This is a genomic window from Pseudomonas sp. CK-NBRI-02 (genome assembly GCF_008124495.1).
In the GTDB taxonomy this organism is placed as follows: domain Bacteria; phylum Pseudomonadota; class Gammaproteobacteria; order Pseudomonadales; family Pseudomonadaceae; genus Aquipseudomonas; species Aquipseudomonas guariconensis.
This window is the reverse complement of sequence record NZ_VSJH01000042.1, coordinates 210,259-236,600: the sequence shown is the minus strand read 5'-3', so window position 1 is coordinate 236,600 and position 26,342 is coordinate 210,259. Positions and strand designations below refer to the sequence as shown.

At 62.8% G+C, this 26,342-nt stretch carries 21 protein-coding genes; 9 read left to right on the top strand and 12 right to left on the bottom strand.

Going from position 1 to position 26,342, the window contains the following annotated elements; genetic code table 11:
* Positions 1–17: 17 nt before the first annotated feature.
* Positions 18–935 (top strand): pyridoxal-phosphate dependent enzyme, encoded by a 918-nt coding sequence (locus tag DQ397_RS24415; RefSeq protein ID WP_090344845.1) that lies wholly within the window; start codon positions 18–20, stop codon positions 933–935.
* A 7-nt stretch (positions 936–942) separates the two neighbouring features.
* Here DQ397_RS24415 and DQ397_RS24410 read toward each other — a convergent pair whose 3' ends face one another.
* Positions 943–1,113: a KGG domain-containing protein gene (locus tag DQ397_RS24410; RefSeq protein ID WP_070571654.1), complete on the bottom strand. Its 171-nt coding sequence runs from the start codon at positions 1,111–1,113 to the stop codon at positions 943–945.
* A 310-nt stretch (positions 1,114–1,423) separates the two neighbouring features.
* Here DQ397_RS24410 and nspC point away from each other — a divergent pair, with 310 nt between their 5' ends.
* Together nspC and DQ397_RS24400 are read left to right on the top strand one after the other, a co-directional pair.
* Positions 1,424–2,521 carry a carboxynorspermidine decarboxylase gene (gene nspC / locus DQ397_RS24405; RefSeq protein WP_043206869.1) on the top strand — a complete coding sequence of 366 codons (1,098 nt, stop codon included), beginning with the start codon at positions 1,424–1,426 and terminating at the stop codon, positions 2,519–2,521.
* A 33-nt stretch (positions 2,522–2,554) separates the two neighbouring features.
* The gene (locus DQ397_RS24400; protein WP_043206871.1) at positions 2,555–3,799 is read left to right on the top strand and encodes a saccharopine dehydrogenase family protein; all 1,245 of its coding nucleotides are present in this window, start codon (positions 2,555–2,557) and stop codon (positions 3,797–3,799) included.
* A gap of 116 nt (positions 3,800–3,915) precedes the next feature.
* On the opposite strand, the gene DQ397_RS24395 is transcribed toward DQ397_RS24400, so the two are convergent.
* From DQ397_RS24395 to DQ397_RS24385, 3 genes are all read right to left on the bottom strand, one after another.
* Entirely contained in the window at positions 3,916–4,962 is a 1,047-nt protein-coding gene (locus DQ397_RS24395; protein WP_090344841.1) for a class I SAM-dependent methyltransferase, read from the bottom strand.
* Positions 4,963–5,116: 154 nt separating this feature from the next.
* Positions 5,117–5,962, bottom strand: a complete 846-nt coding sequence (locus DQ397_RS24390) for a type 1 glutamine amidotransferase domain-containing protein (RefSeq protein WP_043206876.1) — start codon at positions 5,960–5,962, stop codon at positions 5,117–5,119.
* A gap of 14 nt (positions 5,963–5,976) precedes the next feature.
* Positions 5,977–6,282 carry a putative quinol monooxygenase gene (locus DQ397_RS24385; protein WP_043206877.1) on the bottom strand — a complete coding sequence of 102 codons (306 nt, stop codon included), beginning with the start codon at positions 6,280–6,282 and terminating at the stop codon, positions 5,977–5,979.
* A gap of 96 nt (positions 6,283–6,378) precedes the next feature.
* Here DQ397_RS24385 and DQ397_RS24380 point away from each other — a divergent pair, with 96 nt between their 5' ends.
* A complete protein-coding gene (locus tag DQ397_RS24380) occupies positions 6,379–7,293 on the top strand; it encodes a LysR family transcriptional regulator (protein WP_043206878.1) in 915 nt (304 codons plus the stop codon).
* Positions 7,294–7,335: 42 nt separating this feature from the next.
* Here the strand turns inward: DQ397_RS24380 and mqo are convergent, their stop codons facing one another.
* A complete protein-coding gene (mqo, locus tag DQ397_RS24375; RefSeq protein WP_043206880.1) occupies positions 7,336–8,925 on the bottom strand; it encodes a malate dehydrogenase (quinone) in 1,590 nt (529 codons plus the stop codon).
* A 248-nt stretch (positions 8,926–9,173) separates the two neighbouring features.
* On the opposite strand from mqo, the gene DQ397_RS24370 reads away from it, so the two are divergent.
* Positions 9,174–10,964, top strand: coding sequence for a thiamine pyrophosphate-requiring protein (locus tag DQ397_RS24370; protein ID WP_043206883.1), 1,791 nt, complete (start codon positions 9,174–9,176; stop codon positions 10,962–10,964).
* Positions 10,965–10,969: 5 nt separating this feature from the next.
* Here DQ397_RS24370 and DQ397_RS24365 read toward each other — a convergent pair whose 3' ends face one another.
* On the bottom strand, positions 10,970–11,449 hold the full coding sequence (locus DQ397_RS24365) for a VOC family protein (protein ID WP_043206885.1): 480 nt from the start codon (positions 11,447–11,449) through the stop codon (positions 10,970–10,972).
* A 293-nt stretch (positions 11,450–11,742) separates the two neighbouring features.
* Here DQ397_RS24365 and DQ397_RS24360 point away from each other — a divergent pair, with 293 nt between their 5' ends.
* On the top strand, positions 11,743–12,558 hold the full coding sequence (locus DQ397_RS24360) for a protein phosphatase 2C domain-containing protein (protein ID WP_043206886.1): 816 nt from the start codon (positions 11,743–11,745) through the stop codon (positions 12,556–12,558).
* 59 nt (positions 12,559–12,617) lie between these two features.
* On the opposite strand, the gene DQ397_RS24355 is transcribed toward DQ397_RS24360, so the two are convergent.
* Both DQ397_RS24355 and DQ397_RS24350 read right to left on the bottom strand, forming a co-directional pair.
* The gene (locus DQ397_RS24355; protein ID WP_043206888.1) at positions 12,618–13,778 is read right to left on the bottom strand and encodes a GGDEF domain-containing protein; all 1,161 of its coding nucleotides are present in this window, start codon (positions 13,776–13,778) and stop codon (positions 12,618–12,620) included.
* 149 nt (positions 13,779–13,927) lie between these two features.
* Positions 13,928–14,800, bottom strand: coding sequence for a LysR family transcriptional regulator (locus DQ397_RS24350; protein ID WP_238556592.1), 873 nt, complete (start codon positions 14,798–14,800; stop codon positions 13,928–13,930).
* Positions 14,801–14,918: 118 nt separating this feature from the next.
* On the opposite strand from DQ397_RS24350, the gene DQ397_RS24345 reads away from it, so the two are divergent.
* Positions 14,919–15,875, top strand: a complete 957-nt coding sequence (locus DQ397_RS24345; protein WP_043206893.1) for a DMT family transporter — start codon at positions 14,919–14,921, stop codon at positions 15,873–15,875.
* A 56-nt stretch (positions 15,876–15,931) separates the two neighbouring features.
* Here the strand turns inward: DQ397_RS24345 and DQ397_RS24340 are convergent, their stop codons facing one another.
* The 4 genes from DQ397_RS24340 to DQ397_RS24325 all read right to left on the bottom strand — a co-directional run bounded on the left by DQ397_RS24340 (position 15,932) and on the right by DQ397_RS24325 (position 24,751).
* The gene (locus tag DQ397_RS24340; RefSeq protein WP_043206895.1) at positions 15,932–16,495 is read right to left on the bottom strand and encodes a DUF4174 domain-containing protein; all 564 of its coding nucleotides are present in this window, start codon (positions 16,493–16,495) and stop codon (positions 15,932–15,934) included.
* Positions 16,496–16,719: 224 nt separating this feature from the next.
* Positions 16,720–21,243: an NEL-type E3 ubiquitin ligase domain-containing protein gene (locus DQ397_RS24335; RefSeq protein WP_178113817.1), complete on the bottom strand. Its 4,524-nt coding sequence runs from the start codon at positions 21,241–21,243 to the stop codon at positions 16,720–16,722.
* Between the two features lie 101 nt (positions 21,244–21,344).
* Positions 21,345–23,705, bottom strand: a complete 2,361-nt coding sequence (locus DQ397_RS24330; RefSeq protein ID WP_043207068.1) for a DNA polymerase II — start codon at positions 23,703–23,705, stop codon at positions 21,345–21,347.
* Between the two features lie 125 nt (positions 23,706–23,830).
* On the bottom strand, positions 23,831–24,751 hold the full coding sequence (locus DQ397_RS24325; RefSeq protein WP_043206898.1) for a LysR substrate-binding domain-containing protein: 921 nt from the start codon (positions 24,749–24,751) through the stop codon (positions 23,831–23,833).
* A gap of 154 nt (positions 24,752–24,905) precedes the next feature.
* Here DQ397_RS24325 and DQ397_RS24320 point away from each other — a divergent pair, with 154 nt between their 5' ends.
* Entirely contained in the window at positions 24,906–25,682 is a 777-nt protein-coding gene (locus DQ397_RS24320; protein WP_043206900.1) for a YqcI/YcgG family protein, read from the top strand.
* Between the two features lie 2 nt (positions 25,683–25,684).
* A complete protein-coding gene (locus tag DQ397_RS24315) occupies positions 25,685–26,314 on the top strand; it encodes a LysE family translocator (RefSeq protein ID WP_043206902.1) in 630 nt (209 codons plus the stop codon).
* Positions 26,315–26,342: the final 28 nt, after the last annotated feature.

Below are 26,342 nucleotides of genomic sequence, written 5' to 3'. Positions count from 1 at the left end.
CCCTTTGGAGAGCCCACATGTCCCTGCACATCCAGACGCCCCTGATCGAATCCCGTCCTCTCTCGCTGATCGCCGGCCGCTCGGTCTGGCTCAAGCTCGAAGCCCTGCAGCCGTGCGGCTCATTCAAGCTGCGTGGCGTTGGCCATGCCTGCCAGGTCCATCATGCCCGCGGTGCGCGCCACTTCGTCTCGTCCTCCGGTGGCAACGCGGGGTTGGCTGTGGCCTATGCCGGGCGCAAGCTCGGCGTGCCGGTGACCGTGGTGGTGCCAGAAACCACCACCGAACGCGCCAAGGCGCTGCTGCGCCTGGAAGACGCCAAGGTCGTGGTGCACGGCAGCTCCTGGCAGGAGGCCAACGAACTGGCGCAGACATTGGTCGGGCCAGACGATGCCTTCATCCACCCGTTCGACGATCCACTGTTGTGGGCCGGTCATGCCAGCATGATCGACGAAGTCGCCCGCGCCGGCATGAAGCCCGATGCCGTGGTGCTCTCGGTGGGTGGCGGCGGCCTGCTCAGTGGCGTGGTCGAAGGACTCGAACGCAACGGTTGGCACGACGTGCCGGTGCTGGCGGTGGAAACCGACGGTGCGGCCTCGTTGCATGCAGCCCTTGAAGCCGGACAGACCGTGGAACTGCCACGCATCACTTCGGTGGCCACCTCCCTGGGCGCCAAGCGCGTCGCAGAACAGGCGCTGGCCTGTGCACAGCGTCACCCAGTCGAAAGTTGCCTGGTCAGCGACCGCGCCGCGCTGCAGGCCTGCGAGCGTTTTCTACTGGATCACCGCGTACTGGTCGAGCCGGCCTGCGGCGCGGCACTGGCCTTGGCCTACCAACCCGAGGCCCTGGCGGCGTACCGCAATGTCCTGGTGATCGTCTGCGGCGGGGCCACCGCCACGCTGGAGCAGATCCAGGCGTGGCTGGCGGCCCAGGGCTGAACGGCGCTCAGCGATCGCTGCGCCGCGGGGTACCGCCATGGCTGTGCTGGCCACCGACCCGGGCCTTTTCTGCCCGGTCGGTCTTCACGTCCTGGTTGGTGCCGCCCTTGCGGCCGGCATCGTGGACTTTCTGTGGGTCGTCGGCAAAACCGTGGGAGCTTTCGTGATGCTTGGTCATGGGGTTCTCCTCATGGATCAGTTCTGAAGGTTCGAGCCCCACGGCACATGCCCTGCTCCCTCCTTCCGACAGATGGCGGCGCAAACCCTGTGATCGCAACGGTCATATTCATCTGCTCAACTGGGTCTGCCACGAGGCTGCAGATACCCTGATGAGGCTCCTCTGACCGAAGCGACCGATGCCTTGATGGCAAAGGGACAACAAATACACGTGCAACTCGGACGAAATGCGCCTTCGACCCTTTCGATCCGGGGCAAGTGAAGGCACAATGCGTGTCCTTTTTTTGGCCGGCCTGGCCGGGGGCCTTTAAATGATCAAGACGCCGTACTACCTCATCGATAAACAAAAGCTGCTGGGCAACATGGAAAAGATTGCCTACGTGCGCGAACACTCCGGGGCCAAGGCCCTGCTGGCACTCAAGTGCTTCGCCACCTGGTCGGTGTTCGACCTGATGCAGCAGTACATGGATGGCACCACTTCTTCGTCGCTCTACGAGCTCAAGCTAGGTCGCCAGAAGTTTGCCGGCGAAACCCACGCCTACAGCGTGGCCTGGGCCGACGACGAGATCGAGGAGATGCTCGAGAACTGCGACAAGATCATCTTCAACTCCATCGGCCAGCTGCAACGCTATGCCGAACAGTCCCAGGGCAAGGTGCGCGGTCTGCGCGTCAACCCGCAGGTGAGCAGCTCCGACTACCTGCTGGCCGACCCGGCACGCCCGTTCAGCCGTCTGGGCGAATGGGACCCTGAGAAGATCGAGAAGGTGATCGAACAGATCTCCGGCTTCATGTTCCACAACAACTGCGAGAACGGCGATTTCGGCCTCTTCGACAAGATGCTCTCGCACATTGAGGAGCGCTTCGGTCACCTGCTGCACAAGGTCCAATGGGTCAGCCTCGGTGGCGGGATCCACTTCACCGGCGAAGACTATGCCCTGGACGCATTCTGCGCGCGCCTGAAGGCCTTCTCCGAGAAGTACGGCGTGCAGGTCTACCTGGAGCCCGGCGAAGCAGCCATCACCCAGAGCGCCTCGCTGGAAGTCACCGTTCTCGACACCCTGTACAACGGCAAGCACCTGGCCGTGGTCGACAGCTCCATCGAAGCGCACATGCTCGACCTGTTGATCTACCGCCTCAACGCCAAGATGGCCCCCAACAACGGCGAGCACACCTACATGGTCTGCGGCAAGTCGTGCCTGGCCGGCGATATCTTCGGCGAGTATCAGTTCGACAAGCCTCTGGCTATCGGTGACCGCCTGTCGTTCGTCGATGCCGCCGGTTACACCATGGTCAAGAAAAACTGGTTCAACGGTCTGAAAATGCCGGCCATCGTGGTCAAGCAGCTCGACGGCAGCGTCGAGGTGGTGCGCGAGTTCGGTTTCGAAGACTACGTTTCCAGCCTGTCCTGAGGCAGGCCCTTTCAGTAAGGAGCAAAAGGTAAATTGAAGAAGAACGTTCTTATCATTGGTGCAGGAGGTGTCGCCAAGGTGGTGGCCCACAAGTGCGCACAGCATAACGACGAGCTCGGTCGTATTGCGATTGCGTCACGGAACATCTCCAAATGCCAGGCCATCATCGACAGCGTCAAGGCCAAGGGTAGCCTCAAGGTACCCGCCGACATCCAGGCCTTCTCGCTCAATGCCCTCGATGTCGAGGCAACCAAGGCGCTGATCCGCGAGACCGAATCGCAGATCGTGATCAACGTCGGGTCCGCCTTCCTCAACATGTCGGTGCTGCGTGCCTGCATCGATACCGGCGCCGCCTACCTGGACACCGCGATCCACGAAGAGCCGGGCAAGATCTGCGAAACGCCGCCTTGGTACGGCAACTACGAGTGGAAACACCTCGAAGAGTGCCAAGCAAAGAACATCACCGCCATTCTCGGCGTCGGCTTCGACCCGGGTGTGGTGAACAGCTACGCCAAACTTGCGCAGCAACAGTATTTCGACCGCATTGACTCGATCGACATTCTCGACGTCAATGCCGGCTCCCATGGCAAGTACTTCGCCACCAACTTCGACCCGGAAATCAACTTCCGCGAATTCACAGGTCAAGTCTGGAGCTGGCAGAACAGCCAATGGACCAGCAACAAAATGTTCGAGGTCAAGCGCACCGACGACCTGCCGGTGGTGGGCTCGCAGAACCTCTACCTGACCGGCCACGATGAAGTCCACTCGCTGTCGAAGAACCTCGACGTGCCGAACATCCGCTTCTGGATGAGCTTCGGCGAGCATTACATCAATGTGTTCACCGTCCTGAAGAACCTGGGCCTGCTCTCCGAGCAGCCGGTCAAGACCGCCGAAGGCCTGGAAGTGGTGCCACTCAAAGTGGTCAAGGCCGTGCTGCCTGACCCGTCCTCGCTGGCTCCGGGCTACACCGGCAAGACCTGCATCGGTGACCTGGTCAAGGGCACCAAGGATGGCCAGCCGCGTGAAGTGTTCATCTACAACGTGGCCGACCACGAAGAGGCGTTCGCCGAGACCGACAGCCAGGGTATTTCCTATACCGCTGGTGTGCCGCCAGTGGCCGCGGCCCTGCTGGTCGCCCGTGGCGAATGGGATGCCAAGCGCATGGTCAACGTCGAGGAGCTGCCGGCCGAGCCGTTCCTCAAGGCGCTGGACGTGATGGGCCTGCCGACCCGCATCAAAGACGAAAAAGGCGATCGTCCTTGGGACGCTGAAGCCTAAGCAGCAAACAGAAGGGGCGCCAGATGGCGCCCCTTCTGCGTGTGGCCAGTGCCCACAGACGCCCCACTGCGCACGGTGCTCCTTTTGAAGTCGCAACGCTCTCACAGGCTCGCCCGCTACTTGCGCGCCTCCAGGATCAGGTTGAACGGTGTCTGCGTCGCCCGCCGGAACCGCGTGAACCCCGCCTCCTCGAACACCGCCCGCAGCCGCGCCTCGCCGGCCTGGGCCCCCAGCCCCAACCCTACCTCCTGAGACAGCGAGTTGGGGGTGCAAATGAATGTCGAGGCCGCGTAGAACAACCGCCCCACCGGGTTCAGGTTGCCTTCCAGCGAATCCTCCGCATAGGGCTCGACCAGCATCACCGTGCCGTCGTCCTTGAGCGCGTGGTAGGCATGCCTGGCCGCACCGACCGGATCCCCCATGTCGTGCAGGCAATCGAAAAAGCACACCAGGTCATGATCATGCCCCGGATAGTCCTTGGCCGAGGCCTGGGCAAAGCTGACCTGCCCGGCTACGCCCGCCTCCTCGGCACGCGCAGTGGCGGTCGTGATCGAGGGCCCATGGTAGTCGTAGCCGATAAAGCGAGACGCGGGAAAAGCCTGGGCCATGACGATGGTCGAGGCGCCGTGGCCGCATCCCACATCGGCCACCTTGGCTCCGGCCTGCAGCTTGGCGGTCACCCCCTCCAGCGCCGGTAGCCACTCAGCCACCAGGAAGGTACGGTAACCGGGCCTGAAGAAACGCTCGGTGCCGCTGAACATGCACGGATGATGGTCACCCCAAGGCAGCCCTCCATCGCCACGCATGGCGGCGATCAGCTTGTCTTTGTCATGAAACAGTGCCGCTACCACCGACGCGCCGCCGGCCATGTAGGCTGGCGACTCCTCGATGGCCAGGGCCAGAGCCTGCTCTTCGGGAAGACTGAACGTACCGTCGTGGTGAACCATGTAGCCGGCTGCTACCTGGGCGCTGAGCCATTCTCGCAGCAGCCGTGGATGACAGCCGGTTCGCTGAGCCAGCACCTCGGGTGTCACGGGTTGGCTATCGGCCATGGCCCGATACAGCCCCAGCTCATCGCCCAGGATCACGTTGGCCAGTGTCGCCGCCGCGCCCATGTCGCCCACCAGCTTGCCCATGAACTCGTGAAGTCTTGCCTCGTCCATGACCTGCCCTCCTCTGCAAGAAGGCCACCGTCGGCGACGTCCGGGCCGGGAGGCGGTGGTCGGATGGATGATTGCCGGGCCTGCGCGAAACAGGCCCGGGCTTTAAGTCTAGACGAGCATGGCACGTGCCACCGCCGGCACCGAAGGCTTGGCCTTACTGCCTGGCACCGTCCAGTTTCTCCACCAATGCCTTGGCCAGCGCCTTGTCGGAGAACGGGTTCTGTCCGGTGATCAGCTCACGGTCGATGACCACATGGGGCGCCCAGGCCTTCGCGTAGCTCATGTCGCCGCCCGCCGCAGCCATGGCCTTGGCCGGGTAGAACTGCAGGCGTTGATCTTTGAGCGAACTTTCGAACACTTGTTCTTCCGGATCCGAGAAGATCGTCATGCGATAGCCCTGGTACACCCAGTCACTGGCGGCCGGCGTCTCGCCGCGTGCCAAGGCCGCGCGGTAGGCAACCGGGTCCTGCTGGGCCGACAGCAGGGTGATCGGGCCATGGCAGATCGCGGCGGTCGGTTTGCCTGCCTGATGGAAGTGGCGCAGCAATGCCCCGACGTCAGGGTTGTTGGCAAGATCGATCAGCGGCGCATGGCCACCGGGGATGAACAGGCCGGCGTAACGGTCCAGGTCACCCGCTAACACCTCCTTGACCGACAAGGTGTCGTCGATGCCCGGCAGACTCTGCACAACCTTGTGAATACGCTGCATCTCGGCCGCATCGCCACCGAAATACTGCGGGTCGACCGAACGCTCATCGACGCTCGGCGCATTGCCCTTGGGCGTCACCAGCACCAGCGTGTAGCCGGCCTTGAGCAGTTGGTCGGCCGGCACACCGAACTCGTTGAGGTAATAGCCGGTCGGGTACGGTTTGCCGTCCTTGAGCTGCAGTTGATGCTCGCTCGACAGCAAGACCAGCACCTCGCCTTTGGACGCGGCAGTGGCCTGGCCGGCCAGCAATGCGCCAGCCACCGTGAGCGCCAGGGTGGAAATCTTGTTCATGGTCAGGTTCCTGTTCAGGCGAAGGGGTCAATGTCGAGTGGGTGGGCAACGCGGACCTGGGTCGGTGCAGCCACCCAGTCAGCGGTTGCAGCGCGATAGGCCTGGTAATGAGCACTGTTGCGGTGTGCATCGATGGCCGCCGAGTCGACATACAGCTCGAACAGGTCGAAGGCCAGTTCGTCTGCTTCACGAACGAACAGGTCATAGCGCAGGTTGCCGGGCTCGGCGCGCGAGTGCTCCACCATCACCCGCAGGGCCTGTTCCACCGCGTCGCGGTGTTCGGGCTTGGGGAAAATAGTGGCGAAGATGCTGATAGGCATGACTGGACTCCAAGGTCGGTATCGGTCAGTGAGGCCATGCTATCGACTGCGCTATGATTCGATAATTCTAAAGATCTAATTTCAGCGATCCAAAATATGAATATCGCAAACAAGGACCTGAACCTGCTGCTGGTCTTCCAGATGCTCTATCAGGAACGTAACGCGTCCCTGGCCGCCGAGCGCATGGCGCTCAGCCAGCCGGCGCTGAGCCACAAGCTGAACAAGCTGCGCCATCAATTCGGCGACCCGCTGTTCGTCCGGGCGCCTCGCGGGCTGACACCGACACCTCGCGCCCATGAGCTGGCGCCTCAGGTTCAGCACTTGGTGGAGCAGCTGGAGCTGTTCTACGAACGTTGCGACGGCGCGGACATGCTCACCCGCCCTGCCCGCCTGCACCTGTATAGCACCGACTATCTGGAGCAAACCCTGCTGCCCCGTCTGCTGCCGATACTGCGCAGCCAGGCCCCCAACCTGGTGCTGGTCACCCACAACACCCGTGGCCAGTTGCCGCGCGAAGCCCTGGAGAAAGGCACGTGCGACTTGGCCATCGCCGGATTCTTCACCGACCTGCCGGACACCTTCCACCAGCAGCGTCTGCTCGGCGAAGAGTTGGTGGTGCTGGCCGCAAGGAGCAACCCACACCTGACCGACGGCCTGGACCTGAAGGCGTTTCTGGCCTGCGAGCATGTGCTGACCACCCTCACCGGTGACCTCGATGGGCTGGTGGACCGCGCGCTGCGCGCCCAAGGCCATCGACGACGTGTGATTGCGGGGTTGTCGAGCTTTCTTGCCCCAGCCCGCCTGGTCAGTGGCACCGACCTGCTGCTCACCTGCCTGCGTTCGCTGGCCGAAGATGCGGCGGCACGGGACCCGGAGCTTGCGGTATACCCGCTGCCCCTGGCGCTGCCGAGGGTCGAATTGATGCAGATCTGGCACGAGCGCACGCACGCCGATCCATTGCGCAGGTGGTTCCGCCAAAAAGTCTGGGAGGTGGCCAATCACGTGGAGTAGAAGCCGCCGGGAGGCGCAAGGCCACCCGGGGCATCGTGCACACTACGGCGCTGCGATTTCGGTCTGCCCTGCGTGGCTCGACGGCGGCGCCAACTGGAGCAACTCGTTGGTGTAGGCCCACTCCTGTTCGAGCTTGTCAGGATGATCGTTCAGGCGAATCCCGTAGGACGGAATGATCTGCCGGAACTTCTCCTGCCAGGGCGCAGAGGCAGCCTTGTCCTTGAACACCTTGTGCAGCAGGTCGAGCATGATCGGCGGCGCGGTCGAGGCCCCCGGCGATGCGCCCAGCAAGCCAGCGATGCTGCCGTCCTTGGCCATCACCACTTCGGTGCCGAGCTTGAGGACCCCGCCCAGCTCCGGGTCCTTCTTGATGATCTGCACCCGCTGCCCCGCCTGCCACAGGCGCCAGTCCTCTTTCTTGGCGTGGGGGAAGTAGGTCTGCAGCGCCTCGAAGCGGTCATCGTCGGATTGCATCAATTGCCCGATCAGGTACTGCACCAGGTCGAATTCACGTACCCCGACGCGCACCATGGGCCAGGTGTTGTGCACGGACATGCTGGCGAACAGGTCCAGCAGCGAGCCCTCTTTTAGAAAACGCGTGGAGAAGGTGGCGAATGGGCCGAACAGGATCATGCGCTTGCCATCGAGCACACGGGTATCCAGATGGGGTACCGACATGGGCGGCGCGCCGGTCGCGGCGATGCCGTAGGCCTTGGCCATGTGCCGCTGGGCGATGGCCGGGTTGTCGGTCACCAGGAACGAGCCGCCCACCGGGAAGCCCGCATAGTCCTTGGCTTCAGGGATGCCCGACTTTTGCAGCAGCGGCAAGGCGGCGCCGCCGGCGCCGATGAACAGGAACTTGGCGTCGGTGGCGGACGTGGTACCGTCCTTGAGGTTCTTGTATTCGACGTGCCAGGAGCCGTCATCGTTGCGGGTGATGTCCTGGACTTCGCTCGAGAGCTTCAGGTCGAAGTTCGGTCGGCCTTGCAGGTAGCCCACGTACTGGCGGGTGATCTCGCCGAAGTTGACGTCGGTGCCGATGGGCGTCCAGGTCACCGCGAGCTTCTGCGCGGGGTCACGACCCTCCATCATCAACGGCACCCACTGCTTGATCTGTTCCGGGTCCTCCGAATACTGCATGGGCTTGAACAGGGGGCTGGCCTGCAGGGCCTCGTAGCGTTTTTTCAGAAACCGAATGTTGTCGTCACCCCACACGAAACTCATGTGCGGTGTGGTGTTGATGAACGAATGCGGGTCCTTGAGCACGCCCTGCTTGACCTGCCAGGCGAGGAACTGCCGGGTGATCTGGAACGACTCGTTGATCTCGATGGCCTTGGCGATGTCGATCTTGCCGTTCTTCTCCGGTGTGTAGTTGAGCTCCGCCAGGGCCGAGTGCCCGGTGCCTGCGTTGTTCCAGCCGTTGGAGCTTTCCTCGGCGACTTTGTCCAGGCGTTCGACCATTTCCATCGACCAACCCGGCTCCAGCTCATTCAGCCAGACCGCCAGGGTCGAACTCATGATCCCGCCCCCGACCAGCAGTACGTCGACCCGTTTGGTCTCGGCGGCCTGGGCACTGAGCATGCCGCACGTGAGGCCTACCAAGGCCCATCGCAACGTCTTCGTGGTGTTCATGTTTCCTCCTGCGAGACGTGATGCCTCGTTGTGTACTCCCTGTCGTGCGCAAGGCTCGTGCGGCGTATCTGTCTGCCGCCCCTGCGCCTGATCGGCCTCGCAAGCGAAGTCAGCCCTCTAGATAGTTAGCGCAACTTTCCCCAAGCCACCAGTTGGATTCATTCAGCCTGTCAAATGAATCTGAACATCCGGCCCTGGGGGTCGTCGGAAGTTCCACTGCTGTGACGGTTTGCATGGAGGTAGGAACGATGGCGAGCACCGTAGGCGATTTTCTGGTTGAGCGTTTGAGCCAATGGGGCGTGAAGCGGGTATTCGGCTATCCGGGCGATGGCATCAATGGCGTGTTCGGTGCACTGCGTCGGGCCGGTACGATCGAATTCGTGCAGTGCCGCCATGAAGAAATGGCGGCATTCATGGCCAGCGCCCATGCCAAGTTCACAGGTGAGCTTGGCGTGTGCATCGCAACGTCCGGGCCTGGCGCTTCGCACTTGCTGACAGGCCTGTATGACGCCCGCCTGGACCACATGCCGGTGTTGGCCATCGTCGGCCAGCAGGCCCGCACCGCGCTGGGTGGGCATTACCAGCAGGAGCTGGACCTGGTCTCGATGTTCAAGGACGTGGCCGGTGCATTCGTCCAGCAGGCCACGGCCCCGGCCCAAGTGCGCCATTTGCTGGATCGCGCCGTACGCACGGCGCTGGGCGAACGCCGGGTCACCGCATTGGTGCTGCCCAACGATCTGCAGGAAATGCCCTACGAGTCGCCTGCACGGGCCCATGGCACCTTGCATTCGGGCACAGGCTTCAACCCACCGAGGATCGTGCCCCACCCCGACGCATTGCAGCAGGCTGCGCAGATACTCAACGCCGGCAAGAAAGTCGCGATCCTGGTGGGGGCCGGCGCGCTGCAGGCCCGTGAGCAGGTGAGCGCAATCGCCGAAAAGCTCGGTGCAGGCGTCGCCAAGGCCCTGCTGGGCAAGGCCGTATTGCCCGATGACCTGCCTTGGGTCACCGGTTGCATCGGTCTGTTGGGTACCGAACCCAGCCTGAAGCTGATGAACGAATGCGACACGCTGCTGATGATCGGTTCAGGCTTCCCCTACGCCGAGTTCCTCCCAGAGGAAGGTCAGGCCCGCGGCGTACAGATCGACATCGCTGCCGACATGCTCGGCCTGCGCTATCCCATGGAAGTGAACTTGATGGGCGATGCCGCACAGACGCTGGACGCCCTGCTACCGCTGATCGAGCATAAGACCCGCCGCAGTTGGCGAACCAAGGTCGAAGGTTGGCGCAAGGCGTGGGACAAGAAGCTGACGCAACGCGCCCTGAGCAAGGCTGCGCCGATCAATCCGCAGCGGGTCGTCCATGAACTCTCGCCTCGCCTGCCGGACGCCGCCATCATCACGTGCGACTCGGGCTCCTGCGCCAACTGGTTCGCCCGCGACCTGCGGATCCGCCCGGGTATGGAATGTTCGTTGTCCGGGGGCTTGGCCTCGATGGGCGCGGCAGTGCCCTACGCCATCGCAGCCAAGTTCGCTCACCCCGAGCGCTGCGTGGTGGCCCTGGTAGGCGACGGTGCCATGCAGATGAACAACATGGCCGAACTGATCACCGTGGCCAAGTACTGGCGACAATGGGGCAACGGACGTTGGATTTGCGCGGTGTTCAACAATCAGGATCTCAACCAGGTCACCTGGGAGCAGCGGGTGATGGAGGGAGACCCCAAGTTTGCCGCCAGCCAGGACATTCCTGACGTGCCCTACCACCTGTTCGCCCTCTCGATCGGTCTGAAGGGCCTGTATGTCGAACGCGAGCAGGACGTGGCCGGCGCCTGGGAGCAGGCCTTGGCCAGCGAGGTGCCCGTGGTGATCGATTTTCGTACCGACCCCGATGTCCCGCCGCTGCCGCCGCACATCACCCTGGAGCAGGCGAAGAAGTTCGCCGGCGCCCTGCTGCAAGGCGACCCGGACCAAGCCGGCATCCTGCGCCAAACCGCGCACCAGCTGATCAGCGGGCTATTGCCAGGGCACGGCAAAGCATGATGCCGCTAACCTTTGAGCGCCGCCTCGATCCCGGCGATGTCGATCTTGCCCATCTGCATCATGGCGTCGAATGCGCGCTTGGCGGCGGCCCGGTCTGGGTTGTCCATGGCCTCGAGCAGCACCCGGGGCGAGATCTGCCACGAGATGCCCCACTTGTCCTTGCACCAGCCGCAGACGCTTTCCTGGCCGCCGTTGCCGACGATGGCCTGCCACAGACGGTCGGTCTCGGCCTGATCCTCCGTGCAGATCTGGAACGAAAATGCCTCGCTGTGCTTGAACGCGGTCCCCCCGTTCAGGCCGACGCAGGGAATACCGGCCACGGTGAACTCGACAGTGATGACATCGCCGGCCCTGCCCGATGGGTAGTCGCCCGGTGCGTGATGCACTGCCCCTACTGCGCTGTCGGGGAAGGTCTTGGCGTAAAAAGTCGCCGCCTCCAGGGCATCGTCGTCGAACCAGAGGCAGATGGTGTTTTTGCTGGGCATTGGAGCCTCCACGATCACATCGCAAAGGTTAGAGTCTAGACCCTCACCCCTGGCAGGCGATGGCCTGGGCCAGCGCTTCGTCGGTTGCAGACGCTTGCGGATGGGCCAGGCGATAGTCGCGCAGTCAGAGCGTGGTTCACGGTGGTTTCCTACATAATTGAAACGGTATTTGGCCTAGTCTCGAGCGCTTGGCGCTGCTTCACCAGCATCGGCTGCACAACGCGCCGGCGCAGCACAACTCAAGGTAGCCGCGCTTGTCGAAGCTTCTTTTTTCACGAGATAGACGACACACCATGCATTTCGACCTGATCCAAAGTCTCAACCTGGCCGGCAAGGCCGATGTTCCCAATGACGACCGTATTGGCTGTGCAAGCCGTCATGCTTGGGTTATCGACGGCGCAACCGATCTGGGCCCGCCTGGTCTGCTGGGTGAACAAGGGGGCGCGGCCTGGTTGGCAGCGGCAGCGCAGGCTGCCTTTGTCAGCGCAAGCGGGCCGTTGCAGAGCCTGTGCGAACAGGTGTTCGCTACCGTGGCCGCAGCCTACGAACGCGACCGCCGACGTGAGCCGGTCGCCGGCTGGGAGCTGCCCCGCGCGGCCTTTGCGGCGGTGGCGCTGGAAGATGACGAAGTAGTCTGCGCCCATCTGGCGGACTGCGTCGTACTTCACCGCAGCGAGCACGGCATTGCCTTCCTGACACCTGAGCCGGACCGCGAAACCGAACGCGCCGAGGCGCTCGCCCTGGGCCCTGGCACCGGCGCCCATGGCGTGCGCACACCTGCCGTGCAGGCAGATCGGCGCATCGCCCGGGAGCGTCCCAAGGCCGTGCTCAGCGTCGATGCCGAAGTGGCCAGGGCTGGTACCGTATACACCCGCGCACCTGTAAGGCGCGGCGACGACCTGGTGCTGATGAGCGATGGTTTCGCGGCCCTGTTCGATACCTACCGGGCCTGCACGCCCCACACCTTCATGACCCAGCTGCGCGAGCAGGGCCTGGCAGAACTTGCGCTGCGACTACGGCAGATCGAGCGCGACGATGCCGCCTGCGTTCGTTATCCACGGTTCAAGATGAGCGACGACGCATCGGCGCTCTGGTTGCGGGTGGGCTGAAGAAGAAAAACGCCGGCCCGACCGGGCCGATGCGGTTCCGATGCCGAGACGACCCTTCGCTATGCCTTAGGCTGGGTGCGATCGACCAGGCGGATGCTGTCACGCCCGCCTCGCTTGGATTCGTAGAGTGCAACGTCACCCTGTTCGATCAGTGCCGCCAGGCTGGCAGGCGCCCGATCGAACAGGTTGACGCCGATGCTGAGGGTGACCGCCGCAGGCGTAGCGAACGTCTGCGCGGTCATCCGATGGAACTGCTCGCGCAAAACGCTCCCCAACCCTTCGACTTTTTCACGGGTCGCGTTACCCAGCAGGATGACGAACTCATCGCCGCCCAACCGGGCGGCCAAGCCACTGGCGGGGGTCGAGGCGCGAATCATCTCGCCCAATGCAACCAGCAGGCGATCACCGGCAGTATGGCCATGCAGGTCGTTGACCATCTTGAAGTTGTCGATGTCGATCAGCAAAAGCGCACCGGGGCGGTCCGTTGCCACGTCATCCAGCAGACGCGGGGCGCGTGCCTCCAAGGCGCGCCGGTTATACAGGGCGGTCAAGGGATCGCGCGCCGCCAGCCGGGCGATCTGCCGTTCGCGTCGGTGGCGCTCGGTGCCAGTCATGGACAAGGCGATGAGCATGATCGCCATCGTGCCCTCGACCAGCGACACCTGGATGATCGCGCCACGCAAGGCCGCCAGATCGATCAGCGTCCCAGGCACCAACGGCGGAATCATCTTGGCCAGGTAGAAGATGCCGTGGGCCAGCAGCACATAACGCAGCTGCACCGCCCCCACGCGCAACGACTTGCCATGGGGCCGCAGCAGCACGCAGGCCCACAGGGTGGGCAAGGCCACCAGCAGCGAGTTGGCCAGCAACATCACCTTCGACCACTGCGGGCTTTCAGGCAGCAGCAACAGCATCAGCCAGACAACGGGCAACAGGTACCAGCCACGGGAAAGCCGCATCTCGGTAAACCGCGCCACACCCACGAGAAAGAACCAATGCGCCAACACCAGCAAGCCATTGGCGAACCACACCCCGACGAGCATCAGCCCACTGACGCGCAACAATGCCAAGGTCGACCCCACACTGATGGTGGCGAACCCAGCGGCCCAGAACAGCAGCGAGGTGGCACGCACGGTGCGCCACTCGACCGCCAGGTACAAAGCAGCCGCAGCCGCGAGGGCAATGCTGATGGTCAACATCGTGAGGGGGTCTAGAGCCATGAGCGGACAGGCCTGAGCGATCGTATTGAAGGGCGTGGATTGTAAGCGTTCGGATGCACTTTTAGCAGGTCGCTACCGACTGGAGGGTCCTTTCAAAAGCGCCTCGCGGGCGGCGAAACATCAACATGTCAGTCGCCGATCCGGTGGGCTCACGCCGTCGAGAGATAGCTGACCAATTGCCGACCATGAGAACTCAGGCGCTCCCAGTCACGAAAACAGATACGCAGCTCCAGGGTGGCCCAGCGCTCCTCCAGCATCACCCTGCGAACCGCCAGCTCCTGCTCGGCGCGCACAGCGGCGGTTTCCGGCAGCATGGCGATACCCGCGCGCTGGGCCACCAATTGAGCGATGGCCTCGAAGCTCGGCGCACGCACACGCACCTTCAACGGCATGGCCAGATTCATCGCCAGCTCCTCGACGAAGCGCTGCATCGCCCGCTCTGCCGGCAGACACACAAACGGGTAACCCAGGGCATCAACCAAGCGCAATTGTTCGCGCCCGCCCAAGGGATGATCCACTGGTACCAGCATTACCAGGCGCTCGTTGCGAAACGGCAGCGAGACGATGCCTTCGTCGATCAGGTTGCCGTCATACACCCCTAACTCGCATTCACCGGCCAGCACCACGCGCAATACATCGATGCTCTTGTGCTCGACCAGTTGCAGGTCGACCTCAGGGTAGTCGGCCAGAAAGGGTCCGAGCACCGCCGGCAACAGCGTGCTGTTGCTGACGGTGGAAGCCGCCAGGTGCAGCGTGATGCGCCGCTGCCCTGCCAACTCCTTCAAGGTGTCCTGCAGCTTTTGCGCCTCCCCCAGCACACCACGGGCCGCCTCCAGTACCAGCCGGCCAGCGGGGGTCAGTTGCATGCCATCAGCCTTGCGAACGAACAGGGCAAAGCCACAGCGAGACTCGAACAGGCGCAGGCGGGTGCTGGCAGCGGACACCGCCACCGGAATGGTCGCCGCCGCCTTGCTCAGGCTGCCGGTAACGGCAATTGCGGCAAACAGGCGCAGATCGGGCAAGTCGAAGTGCATCCTTGTGCGTTCTCCAAAAGCGAAAGCCATGTTCGAGAAAAAGCGATTCTAGCCACAACCCGTTCTGTACAGAATAAGTCCTGCCTTCAATTGCCTGGACTTTGCCATGACGCGTTTGCACCTTCGCCTTCAGACTGCGATTCACAACGGCGGTGTCTATGCCGTGCTGGCGGCCTTGGGATTCAGCTTCAAGGCCATCTTCGTCAAGCTGGCCTATGCCGCAGGTCCGGTGGACGCCATCACCCTGTTGGCCATGCGCATGGGGTTGGCACTGCCGCTGTTCGCCTGGCTGACCTGGCTCAGCCGTGGCCAGTCCGCTGCGAAGCTGGGGCTTGGGGACGGCCTGCGCGTGGCCGGGCTCGGGTTGCTGGGCTACTACCTGGCGAGCCTGTTCGACTTCTATGGTCTGCAGTACATCAGCGCCGGCCTCGAGCGGCTGATCCTGTTCACTTATCCCACGCTCGTGCTGGTGTTCCAGGCCATCGCCCTGCGCGAGCGCCCTACCCTGCGGACCCTGACGGCCATGGGCTTGTGTTACCTGGGCCTGGGCATCGCCTTCGTACACGATGTCAGTGTGGCCGGGGTCGGCGAGCAAGTGGTGCTGGGATCGTTGTGGGTGGTGGCCAGTGCGGTGAGCTACGCGCTCTATTACTCGGGTACGGGCATCATGCTCAAGCGCATGAGCTCGATGCGTCTGGCTGGGCTCTGCGGCATCGCCTCGTCATTGATGGTGCTGGCGCACTACCTGCTGGTGGCGGACATCGGCCAGCTGTGGCAGCAGCCACTGGCGATCTGGATACATGCGGGGCTGATGGCGGTGTTTTCCACGGTGTTGCCGATCTACTGGGTGGCCCTGGCGATCCAGCGCCTGGGCCCCACCCATACCGCAGCGGTGGGCAATCTGGGACCGGTGCTGACGATGCTCGCGTCGTGGGCGATCCTCAGCGAGCAGATCTCGGGGTATCAGTTGGCGGGTCTGGCGCTGGTGTTGTACGGCGTGACACGCCTGAAGCCTGCGAAGAAACAGCAAGCTTCGACGCAGCCCAAGCAAGCCGAAGCGTAGGGTCATCTGCTCACGCAGGCAAGGCGCCAGGCCGACCGGCGCCTCGCTTGTATCGATCAGTCCTCGAGCGGCTTTGGCGGTGCCGCCGGTTTTGCCGGCTTGGCAGGCTTGCTGTCCTTGCCCTTGGACTTGGGCTCAGCAGGCGCGGAAGCCGCCACCGGCTCCGGCGCGCTCACGGCCTTCTCGCTGGCAGGTAGTTCGTCCACGGCCTTGATGATCACCTGCGGATCGATCTTCTCGCCGCTGTCGTCGTCCTTGAGCACATGCCGCTCGCCATCCTTGCCCACCAGGATCACCTTGGTGCCCTTGCTGGCGCCGAGCTTGAGTTCGCGAATCAACGCCATGGTGGTCTGCTGTTCGAGGTTCTTGTCCTCGCGCTTGCCCATCATGTTGGCAACGCTGTACAGCACCAGGCTGCGCTCTTTGAAGGCGGCTTGGGTAGCGGGGTCCTGGAGTGCCTCGTTCAACCCGCGCAAAGTCGGGTCGGCGCTGCTGGGTGCGATGATGACCAAGGGCCTTGCCTTGCCCAGTTCCTTGGCCAGCGGAGCATCGCTGTCCGCAGCGAACACAGGGCTTGCGAGGGCAAGCAGAGTGGCGAGGGTCAGTGACCGGACGAGCATGCGCATCTCCTTATTTCGATAACTCAAAGACTACAGATCATTGAGAAAGATCCGACGTGCGAGCCTAAACCACCTGACAAGTCAGGTGATAAGGCGAAAGGTAACTGGCCATTACCAGCAGCACGTCGAACCAGGCTTGCGACCTCTGCAGAAACCGCGGCCCCCCTAACTGAGCATAGTCCAAAGCCCTCCAGCCAGCGCGGCACCTGCAGGCAATTCTGGCATCAACGGACATCGATGCCGGCACCGGCCGGGGCCTTCCCCAGCACCCGGTTGGTCAAAACACGCATCTCGTATCGTTCGTCAGCTTTTTGCAGCTTCTGGATTCGTTTCATCTGGTCTTCGATGTTTTCCACCTGTTGCAGAACCTGGGCCGATAAGGCCTGCGCCTGGGTGTCGCCCTGCGTCAACGCATCCCTCTGCGCCGTCAATTGCTCAAGCTGTCGGTGATGCCGTGCATTGCCTTTGTCGAAGTGCCCAGGGTTTTCCGCCAACAGGTGCTCACGCCAGAAATCCTGATCCACCATCCAGCCGGCCAGCGCTTCGTGCTGTTCTGCGGCGCGAACCTGGGTACGGATCCGGTCGACCCGGGCCGGATCCAGATGGGCATACTCGGGAAACGCCATTTCGCCCGCCTCGATGGGTAAATCAAGCGATTCACGCAATGCCAGCTTATAGCCCAGCATTACCTCGACCTCATCTAGGGGGGTGCCGGCTTCAGCCTGGGCACGCAGGAAGCTCAAGATATGATCCCGGACCTGCTCCAGGCGCCACAAGCGCCGTCCGAGCCTAAGCAATGCCTGCGTCGTGGCGCCCTGCTCGGTGCCGGCCTGGGCCTTGGCCTGGACCGCCAACATCCGCACCTCCAAATTGTGAAACCGCAACGCCACACTGTCCTGGCAAGTCAGGTCATCGTCAGCATGGGTAAACAACTCTGTGAGCAAATCAGTCTGCTCGTGCATGTTTTTCAGCATGGTCAGCACACGCTGGGCCAATACCTGCGGTTGTTTTTGGAAATCCGCGGTATCGAGCAACCTGCGCAGAAGTGTCATGAGCCCAGCCGAGCCCTCGGCCGCCTCGATCGAATGCCACAGCTCGAGCAGCCGGTCCCGGTCAGCGCTCGCAACGGCATTGCTCCAGGCTATGGCATGGGTATTGGCTCCCCTGACGGACTGGAACGCCACGCGCAAGGCCTGGACATCGTCCTCGGCCAGCGGATTGCCCATCAACAGCACGCGATGCCTGAGCCACAAGGGGGCCTGATGGAACATCGGCGGTATCCGGGTGATTCGATTGTCGCTCAGGTCCGCGTAGTCCAGCTCCGCGCACTCTAGCAATCCCGGAGGCAGCACATCGATGAAAGTGTTGCGCAGCAGCAGTCGCCTGAGCCTGGAAAATCCGCTGACGGAAAACACCAGCCCCAGAGGGTTGTGCGAAAGATTGATGTATTCCAGGCGGGAGCAGCGAGTCAGCTCAGAGACTTGGCTGTCATCCAGGGCGATTTGATTGTCGTACAGGTTCAGTTCACGCAGGCGCGGCAGTTGATGCAGGCGTGCCGGCAGTCGAGACAGTCGGTTGCCGCTGACCCGCAGCGTCCGGAGGTTGGGAAACGCCTGCAGGAAATAGTCCGGCACATGCGCCAAGTCCATATCCAGAATCGCCAGCTCAGAAACATGGGAGAAGCTGCGGGTAGGCAGAGGGGGCAAGAATCCTGGCCTCAGGCCGTTAAGTTCCAAGCGATAGTCGATCGCCAACGAATTGAGCAGCGAAGGCTCGTCGGTGACTCGCTGCCAGCACGCCAGCAATTGCCCCGTGACCCGCCTGCGGTCTGACCTTTCCAACAGCGCAGTGGTGGCTGTGAGCCAAGTATTGAGCGATTGTTCCAGGGTCTTGAGTTCGTGACGAAGCTGACGCAGTTCCTGCGCCATGTCCCTGCCGGTACGCTGCATTTTCACTTGCCAGGCACTGACCTGGGCGTCGGAGTAAGTGGGATAGATCCGCCGCAGTTCCGCCTGGATCATCCAAGGCCCTCCTCGGCTCCGGCTGCTACCGGACAGGCGCCCACTCAAGGGATAACCGAGCCGGCCATCGTCCTGGCGCAGCGGGGCCAACCAGCGGTCCTTGCCTTGCCCTTTGCTCAACAGCTCCCTGACCTCGCTGGGGCGTTCGATCGCCTGGCGGGCCAGCAGCACGCGCAGGTTGTGGGCAAAGGGATCGGCAATGCCCATGGCCGCTTGCTGGCCTTGATAGGCGGCGGCCAGCGCGTCGAACAACTCATGCGGCTCGCCCAACAGGTTCGTTTCAGAATCGACGACCAGGAACTTACCCTCGACGTGTATCAGATCGCAGGCGGTGGCCCCCTCCTCGCTCGCAACGAGCAAGGGGCCGCTGGCACTGCCCTCGAGCAAACGCCAGCGGATACCCGTGGCAGCACCGGGCAAATAGCGCAGCATGCCGATGGCGACCCGGGCCACATCAGCGTTTTGCGGCGTGTCCAGGTGCAGCGCTTCATACACGCGTGTCACACGCATGTTTTGTACATACGCTCTGGACGATTCCGCCAGTTGCAGCGGCACACGTCCACTGTCGAGTAGGCGTTGCCGGTCCGTAGTCGTCGCCGCGTCCACCAACCCTTGCGCAGCACGCCAGTGCAGACTGGGAAACACTCGACGCAACATCGTGCTGGCGAGGTTCTCGCCGTTGGGCATGTGTTCGTAGAGATCCTGCAGCAACTCGCGCCGAGCCTTCCATGCGACCTCGGCCAATGCCTGGTCAGGCAGTCCGCCAGCTCCGGGAAGACGTTGGGCGCCCTGCAATGCTAAGGCATCCTCCACCTGCTTGCCCGAGCGCAAGCGCTCGACCATGTCGCGGATGCGCAAGTCCAGGTGGGCACGGACCGTGCTGTCCAGCAACCCGGAAGCCGGCGCGCGACCATACACGTGCAACCCCCGCAGATCATCCGCCTTTAGTCCGTGGAAACTCAGGACGAGATCGATCCGCTCGTCATCCAGCTCGCGAAAGTGCCCACCCAATCGACGGAACAAGTAATGGACGTCTTCCCACTGGGCCGGCTGCTCGAACCACAACCGCCAGGCACCCGCACCGTTGTGTCTCAACAACGGCCCATGCCCAGCCTGCGGCAGCAGTTGCCATTGCCCGTCCTGGGTTCGCTGACGCACGCGGTAGTAGTGTCCGTCCATCTCGATCCAGGCCTGCTCCCCCAACCGGAAGACCCCGGCTGTATCGCGCGTCGCGCCTGACGGTGGCACGTCACTGCGAAAGGCCTTGACGTCCGCAGCCCACAGCTTTGCCGAACCGTCTTCCAGATAGGCCGGCAACAGGTTGTCCATGATGCTCGAGCGCGCCGAGAGGGCCTCTACCCCAGCGACCGCCGCGGTGGTGGCGCCGGCCACCGAGACCGCGGTAACGACATTGAGCAGGTGCTTGCATGCCTGGCGTGTGTGGTTGTCTTGCCAGGCCTCGATGCCGTGGTAGACCTCAGTGAGCGTTTCCCAGGCACTGACGGCCAAAAGCACCTCGCCAAGCACCGGCACAAACAGGCCTGCGGCGGACAACAATGCCTGGCCATCGGCAGCGAGGCGCTCGTCGTATTCGCGCTGCAGGGTGCGGTCCAGTTCTTCAACCGGCGCCACGAGCACCTTCGCGTCATCTTTTATCTGCTCGATACGCGCATGGGCCAGGCGTTGAAAAAACGGCGTGCCATAGGGCACGAGGCTTTCATCCAGGCTGATGTTGGCCCAGATGACCAAGTCTTTGTACGCGGGAATCACGATTGAATAGAACGCATGACTGTCGCGTCTGCGCACGAAGCGGCGAAAGAATGTCTGGTACGCCTGGCTGCGTAGGCGCCTACCCAGTTCGTTGGCGAGCTTGCGAAGGCTGGAGAACGCGCTCCAGGCCCCGTTTGGATCGCCAGGCACATAGAGCAGCAACCTTCCGTCGTTGTGCGACTCATCGATGACTACGATCTGCTGCAGGTCGCAGTCCAGCAGACGCAGACGTTGCGCTGTCACGGTCGAAGCCTTGTTTTGCGCGCCCTCTTTCGCGCAGAGTTCGGCAATCGTCTCGAGCTCACGCTCGCTCAGTCCAGCGCGGTCACGGGCCTGGTAGGCATCAAACAGCATGGCATGGCGGCTCCAGTCAGCCAGCAAGCATGGGACGGTCCATGCCGGTTTGTCGTCTGTCACAGGTCCGCTCAAAACCTCGGCCAGATGCGCTTGGTATGCGCTGCCAAGATCGAGTTCACGACACAGCTTGGCAAACTCGGTTGCAGACGGCGCCTTGATCCTGCCCTGCCTGGCGCTGGTCAAGCGATTGCCGCGCGGTTGCCCGCCCGCTACGGCTTCCTCAGCGGTGAAGTTGCGTACTGCCACCTCCAGAAGCGAACGCTGGTCGTACTGCTGCTTGGTCAGGTGGACGCCAACGGGCTGGGCATAGATCACAAGCTCCGGGTACCCGCCGATGAAGCTCCACTGATGAAGATTGAACTGAGCCGAATAGCGCGCTCGCAATGCGGCCTGCAGCTTGGATTTGATAAAGCCGTCCAGCGCCTCGATCCGCCCCAGCACGTGTTTGAGATGCGAACGCAGCACCACGCTTTCGTCCATCGCATCTGCAAACCGAGCCCGTTGCTGCGGTGTCGCCGACTTCATCCACAGCGGCAGGCGTTCGGCGATGAAGCCATCCTGATAGGCACGCTCCGCTGCCAGCTGCGTTGCTTCGTTCACTTGCGGTTCATTGCACTCGCCGCCCATGTCCATCTCCTGGTTGACTGGAGCGACAAGGCTAGGCGCCTGGCTTGGCGAAGGAACGCTAGATAGCTACCACCTCAAAACAACAGCAGTTGCCGACCGGTCAATGTGCCGAAGTCATCACCGACGAAAGGCAGGATCGCGTCGGCCACTGGCTGCAACTGACGCGACAGGTAATGCTCGTGATCGATCGGAGACTGCTGGTTTTCCAACGGCTCGGGACCGGCCGTGGTGATGACGTAGCTGATCCAGCCGCCGTTCTGGTACTGCTGCGCTCGCCCCAGGCGGCTGTTGTACTCATCGGCCAAGCGCGCGGCGCGCACATGCGGCGGCACGTTGCGTTGGTAGTCGGCCAGAGGACGCCTCAGACGCTTGCGATAGACCAACAAGTCATCCTGCTCACCGGCCAAAGTGCGTCGCACGAAATCGCACACATAGTCCCGATAGGGCTGGCCGCGGAAAATACGTCCATACAGCTCCTGCTGGAACTGCCGGGCCAGCGGTGACCAGTCGGTGCGCACCGACTCCAGCCCCTTGTAGACCATCTCCTCCTGGCCCTCGGCGCGGCGGACCAGGCCGGCGTAGCGCTTCTTGCTGCCCTCGTCGGTACCGCGGATGGTCGGCATGAGAAAGCGTCGATAGTGGGTTTCGAACTGCAGCTCCAAGGCGCTGTCCAGGCCCATGGTTGTCTCAAGGTGCTGGCGCCACCACTGGTTGACCTCGTTTACCAGCTCACGGCCGATACGCGCGGCGGCCTCTTCGCTGTGCGTCCCCTTGAGCCAGACGAATGTGGAGTCGGTGTCGCCATAGATCACATCGAAGCCACGGGCTTCGATCAGCGCCCGGGTCTGACGCATGATCTGATGACCGCGCATGGTGATCGACGATGCCAACCGGGAGTCGAAGAACCGGCAGCCACTGGAACCCAGCACGCCATAGAAGGCGTTCATGATGATCTTCAGTGCTTGGGACAACGGCGCATTGCCTGCGCGCTTGGCCGCCTCCCTGCCCTGCCAGACCCGCTCGACGATCGCCGGCAGGCTGTGCCGGGTACGGGAGAACCGGGCCCCGCGAAATCCCTCCACCGAATGCGCATCGTCCGGCTGGGCCAGGCCTTCGACCAGCCCCACCGGATCGATCAGGAAGGTACGAATGATCGAGGGATACAGACTCTTGTAATCGAGCACCAGCACCGAATCGTACAACCCAGGGCGCGAATCCATGACAAAGCCGCCGGGGCTGGCTTCGTCCGGGCGGCTGCCCAGGTTCGGCGCGACATACCCCAGCCGGTGCATGGGCGGGATGTACAAATGACAGAACGCTGCCACCGAACCACCGCTGCGATCGACCGGCAGGCCCGTGACTGTGGCGCGTTCCAGGAGAAACTCCAGCAGACGGGTATGGGCGAAAATGCGCGTGACCAGTTCGCAGTCCTTGAGGTTGTAGCGCGCCAGCGCAGGCTTGTCCTCGGCGAACATGCGGTTGATTTCGTCCATGCGCTGGTAGGGCGAGTCGATGGCCTTGCCCTCGCCCAGCAGGGTCTGGGCGACACTCTCGAGACTGAACGACGGAAAGCTCCAGGTGGCCGAGCGCAGTGATTCGATGCCGTCGATCAACAGCCGGCCTGGGGCATCGGCGAACACGTGGTTGCGGCTGCCATGGGCGCGCAAAGTCAGCGGCGCACCGTTGCGTCCCAGGGTCAGCGGCACCTGCAGACGCGCGGCATGCTCATGCAGCAGGCGTAAGTCGAATTGCACCAGGCTCCAGCCGATGATCGCGTCCGGGTCATGGCGTGCGAACCACTGGTTGAGGCGCTCAAGCAACTGGGCGCGGTCCTCGCAGTATTCGAGGTCGAAATCCACTTCGCGGGTATCGCCGTTGGCCGGCCCCAGCATATAGACCTGCCGCTGGCCGCAGCCTTCCAGGGCGATACTGTAGAGTTCGCCGCGCTCGCTGGTCTCGATGTCCAACGACACCAGGCGCAACGCAGGGCGGTAGTCAGGGTTGGGTTTGAGATGGGCATCGCAGATCACGCCCTGGGCATCGGCTTGACCGCTGAAGAGCACCGGCGCGGTGATGAAACGCTCCATCAGGTAGCGCTCCGGTGGGCGGATGTCAGCCTCGAAAACCTCGATGCCGGCGCTGCGCAGGCGCTGCTCAAGTTGCATCAATTGACGGTGCTGCCGGCAATACAGGCCCAATACCGGACGCTGTTCGAAGTCGCGCAAGCCAAGCGGGCGCAGCTCGACCCCTTGCTCGTTCCCCAGCAACAGCCGCGCGTGCTCGCCTTGCCCGGCTGCGATGAACGCCACCGACACCTGCGGCGCCAGACGCAACTGCCGTGGGCCCTGGTCGGTGGCCAGCCAGAACTCCACGCAGGTGCCCTCGGGCGTGTCATGCCAATGGCGGGTGAGGACAAAGCCCTGCTGCAACTGCACCGCGTCGACCTCGATCATGTTCGTTGGCAAAGCGTCATTCTACCGCGCCGGGACGGGAGCGACTGTCTTGATTGCATGGGGCCATTCAATCCAGGGCGCGCCCGATCCGTACGCTGGGCTTGTCATCAGCCGTAGAGGTAATCGATGTCCTTGTGAGCCAGTGGCGGCACCTGGCTGAGCAAGTAGTCCCGCAGGCGCTGCATGTGGCGCGCCTTGGGGCTGGACTTGAGCCACGTCATGTAATAGCCATCACCTGTGGCCACCGCGTGCTTGAACGGCGTCACCAGACGGCCCGCGGCCAGGTCGGCGCTGGCCAGCACCAGGTCGACCACCGAGATGCCCAGGCCCTGCTGGGCCGCCGATATACCTTGGTCGAGAGTGTCGAAAACCTGTCCCTGGTCGATGCTGATGTCCTGGGCGTCCATCCGCGCCAGCCAGCGCCGCCAGTCGCGCCGATCCGGCGAGGGGTGCAACAGGTCGCAATGCTGCAGCGCAGATAGCCCCGGCTCAGCGCCTTGAAGATACTCAGGATGGCACACCGGGATCAGCCACTCGTCGAACAGTTTCAGGCTCTCGACATCCGCGGCGAAGCGTCCATTGCCCAACAGGATGGCGCAGTCGTAGGGCTCGGAATAGAAGTCCACCGTGTCGATGTCCATCCAGACGCTCGACAACTGCACAGTGCAGCTATTGTCGATTTTCTTGAAGCCATCCAGCGCCTTGAGCAACCAGCGCACAGTGAGGGTCGAAGGCGCCTTCAGACGAAGGCCGTAGCGGTCCTGACGCAGTAAGGCGCAGGCGTTTTCGATGATCTTGAAACCCACCTTGAGCTCCTGGGCCAGCAACCGGCCATGCTCGGTCAGGCGCAGCTTGGGTCCGCGCCGCTCGAACAGGTCGCAGCCGAACATGGCCTCTAGGGTCTTGACGTGATGGCTTACCGCTCCCTGGGTCAAGGCCAACTCCTGGGCTGCTCGGGTGAAGGAGCCGTAGCGCGAGGCCACTTCGAAGGCGCGTAAGGCGTGGAGTGCTTGAATCCGTTCTGACATGGTCCTGCCCAAAGCATGAGTGAGACTAATAGTAGGTCATAGTTCCACACGTTTTACAACGTCGGAGGGTTCTCAGAAAATGCTGTTAAATCACAAATTTACAATGGAAACCGCATACATCTTGCTTAGATGTCACTGAATCTCTGGGGACACCATGTTTACGGGTTATGGAAATTGCTATCGCCTGGATGCGCTAGAGCTGGCCGCTGAACATATCCAAAAATGCCAACATTGGGCGTATCAAACCCTCGCACAGTTTCGTACCTTGCTCGGCCATCCCGACTTTCCCTGCCTGTTCGGCCGCAAGGCGGTCGCCGCCGGCACCTGCCATCTGGTCTTCGCGCGCGCGACGCAACTGGCGACAGACATTGCCCGAGGGCTCGCCGATTACGTGAGCATCCTCGAACCGATCCCGCTCAGGCAGCGCATCGGCAACCCCTTGCTGGTGTTTCTCGAAACCGAGCCAGACAGCACGCTGGCCGAACAGCAGGCGCTGGCCTGGTCGGTGCTGCAACAAGTCCATGAACTGGACCCGCAACCCTGGCCTCGGACGCTACCCACAGACCCTCATGACAGCGGCTGGTCGTTCTGCTTCGCTGGCATGGCGCTGTTCATCAACATGAATTTCCCGGCCCACCGGCAGATGAAAAGCCGCAACCTGGGCGCGCACATCGCCTTCGTCATCAACCCGCGGGAGAGCTTCGACGAGGTCGCCAGCGCCGCCACCGAAAGCGGCCGTCGCATCCGTGCACGCATTCGCGAGCGGGTACGCCATTACAACGATGGCGTCGTCCCCGATACCCTGGGCTTCTTCGGCCAGGAGGACAATTTCGAATGGCGCCAGTATCAACTCCAGGAACCGGGCTCGCTCAACCCTTCGCGCTGCCCATTCCATGCGCATGCAACACCTGAAACCCTGATCGAGAACTGACCGTGAACACCGCACTCACCGCCACCTATGCCCTCACCGTGCTGCTGCTGATCGCCACCCCTGGCCCAGTGGTGGCACTGATCGTCAATACCGCGGCTACCTCAGGCTCGCGCAAGGCGCTGTCGACCGCCATCGGCACCAATTGGGCTTCGCTTGTCCTGATCGCCGCCGCTGCCTGGATCATCATGACCAGCGCTGCGGTCGACAAGACCTGGCTCAGCGGCATGAGCCTGCTGGGCTGCCTGTTCATCGCCTACATCGCCATCACTACCCTTCGGGAAGCGCTGCAAGCGCCAGCCCTCGACGTGCCAGCGCAGGCCCCTGAACAGCCTGGACGCGGCGGGCTGCTCCAAGGGTTCATGGTGGGCATCTCCAACCCCAAGGACATCATCTTTTTCATTTCCTTCTTCCCGCAGTTCATCCAGATCACCGAATCGTTCGGCAAGAGCATGGTGGTGCTGTCGCTATTATGGATTGCCATCGATTTCGCCGTGCTCAGCCTGTACATATTCGCCATCGGCAAGATCGCCTCGCAACGCAGCAACCGCATCATCACACTTGCCTCGGGCATTGCCCTGTTGCTGATCGCCCTTGCCGGACTGGCCTACAACATCAAGGAGCTGGCCGGCTGAACCGCGCCACCCTCGACCTCGCGTGCCA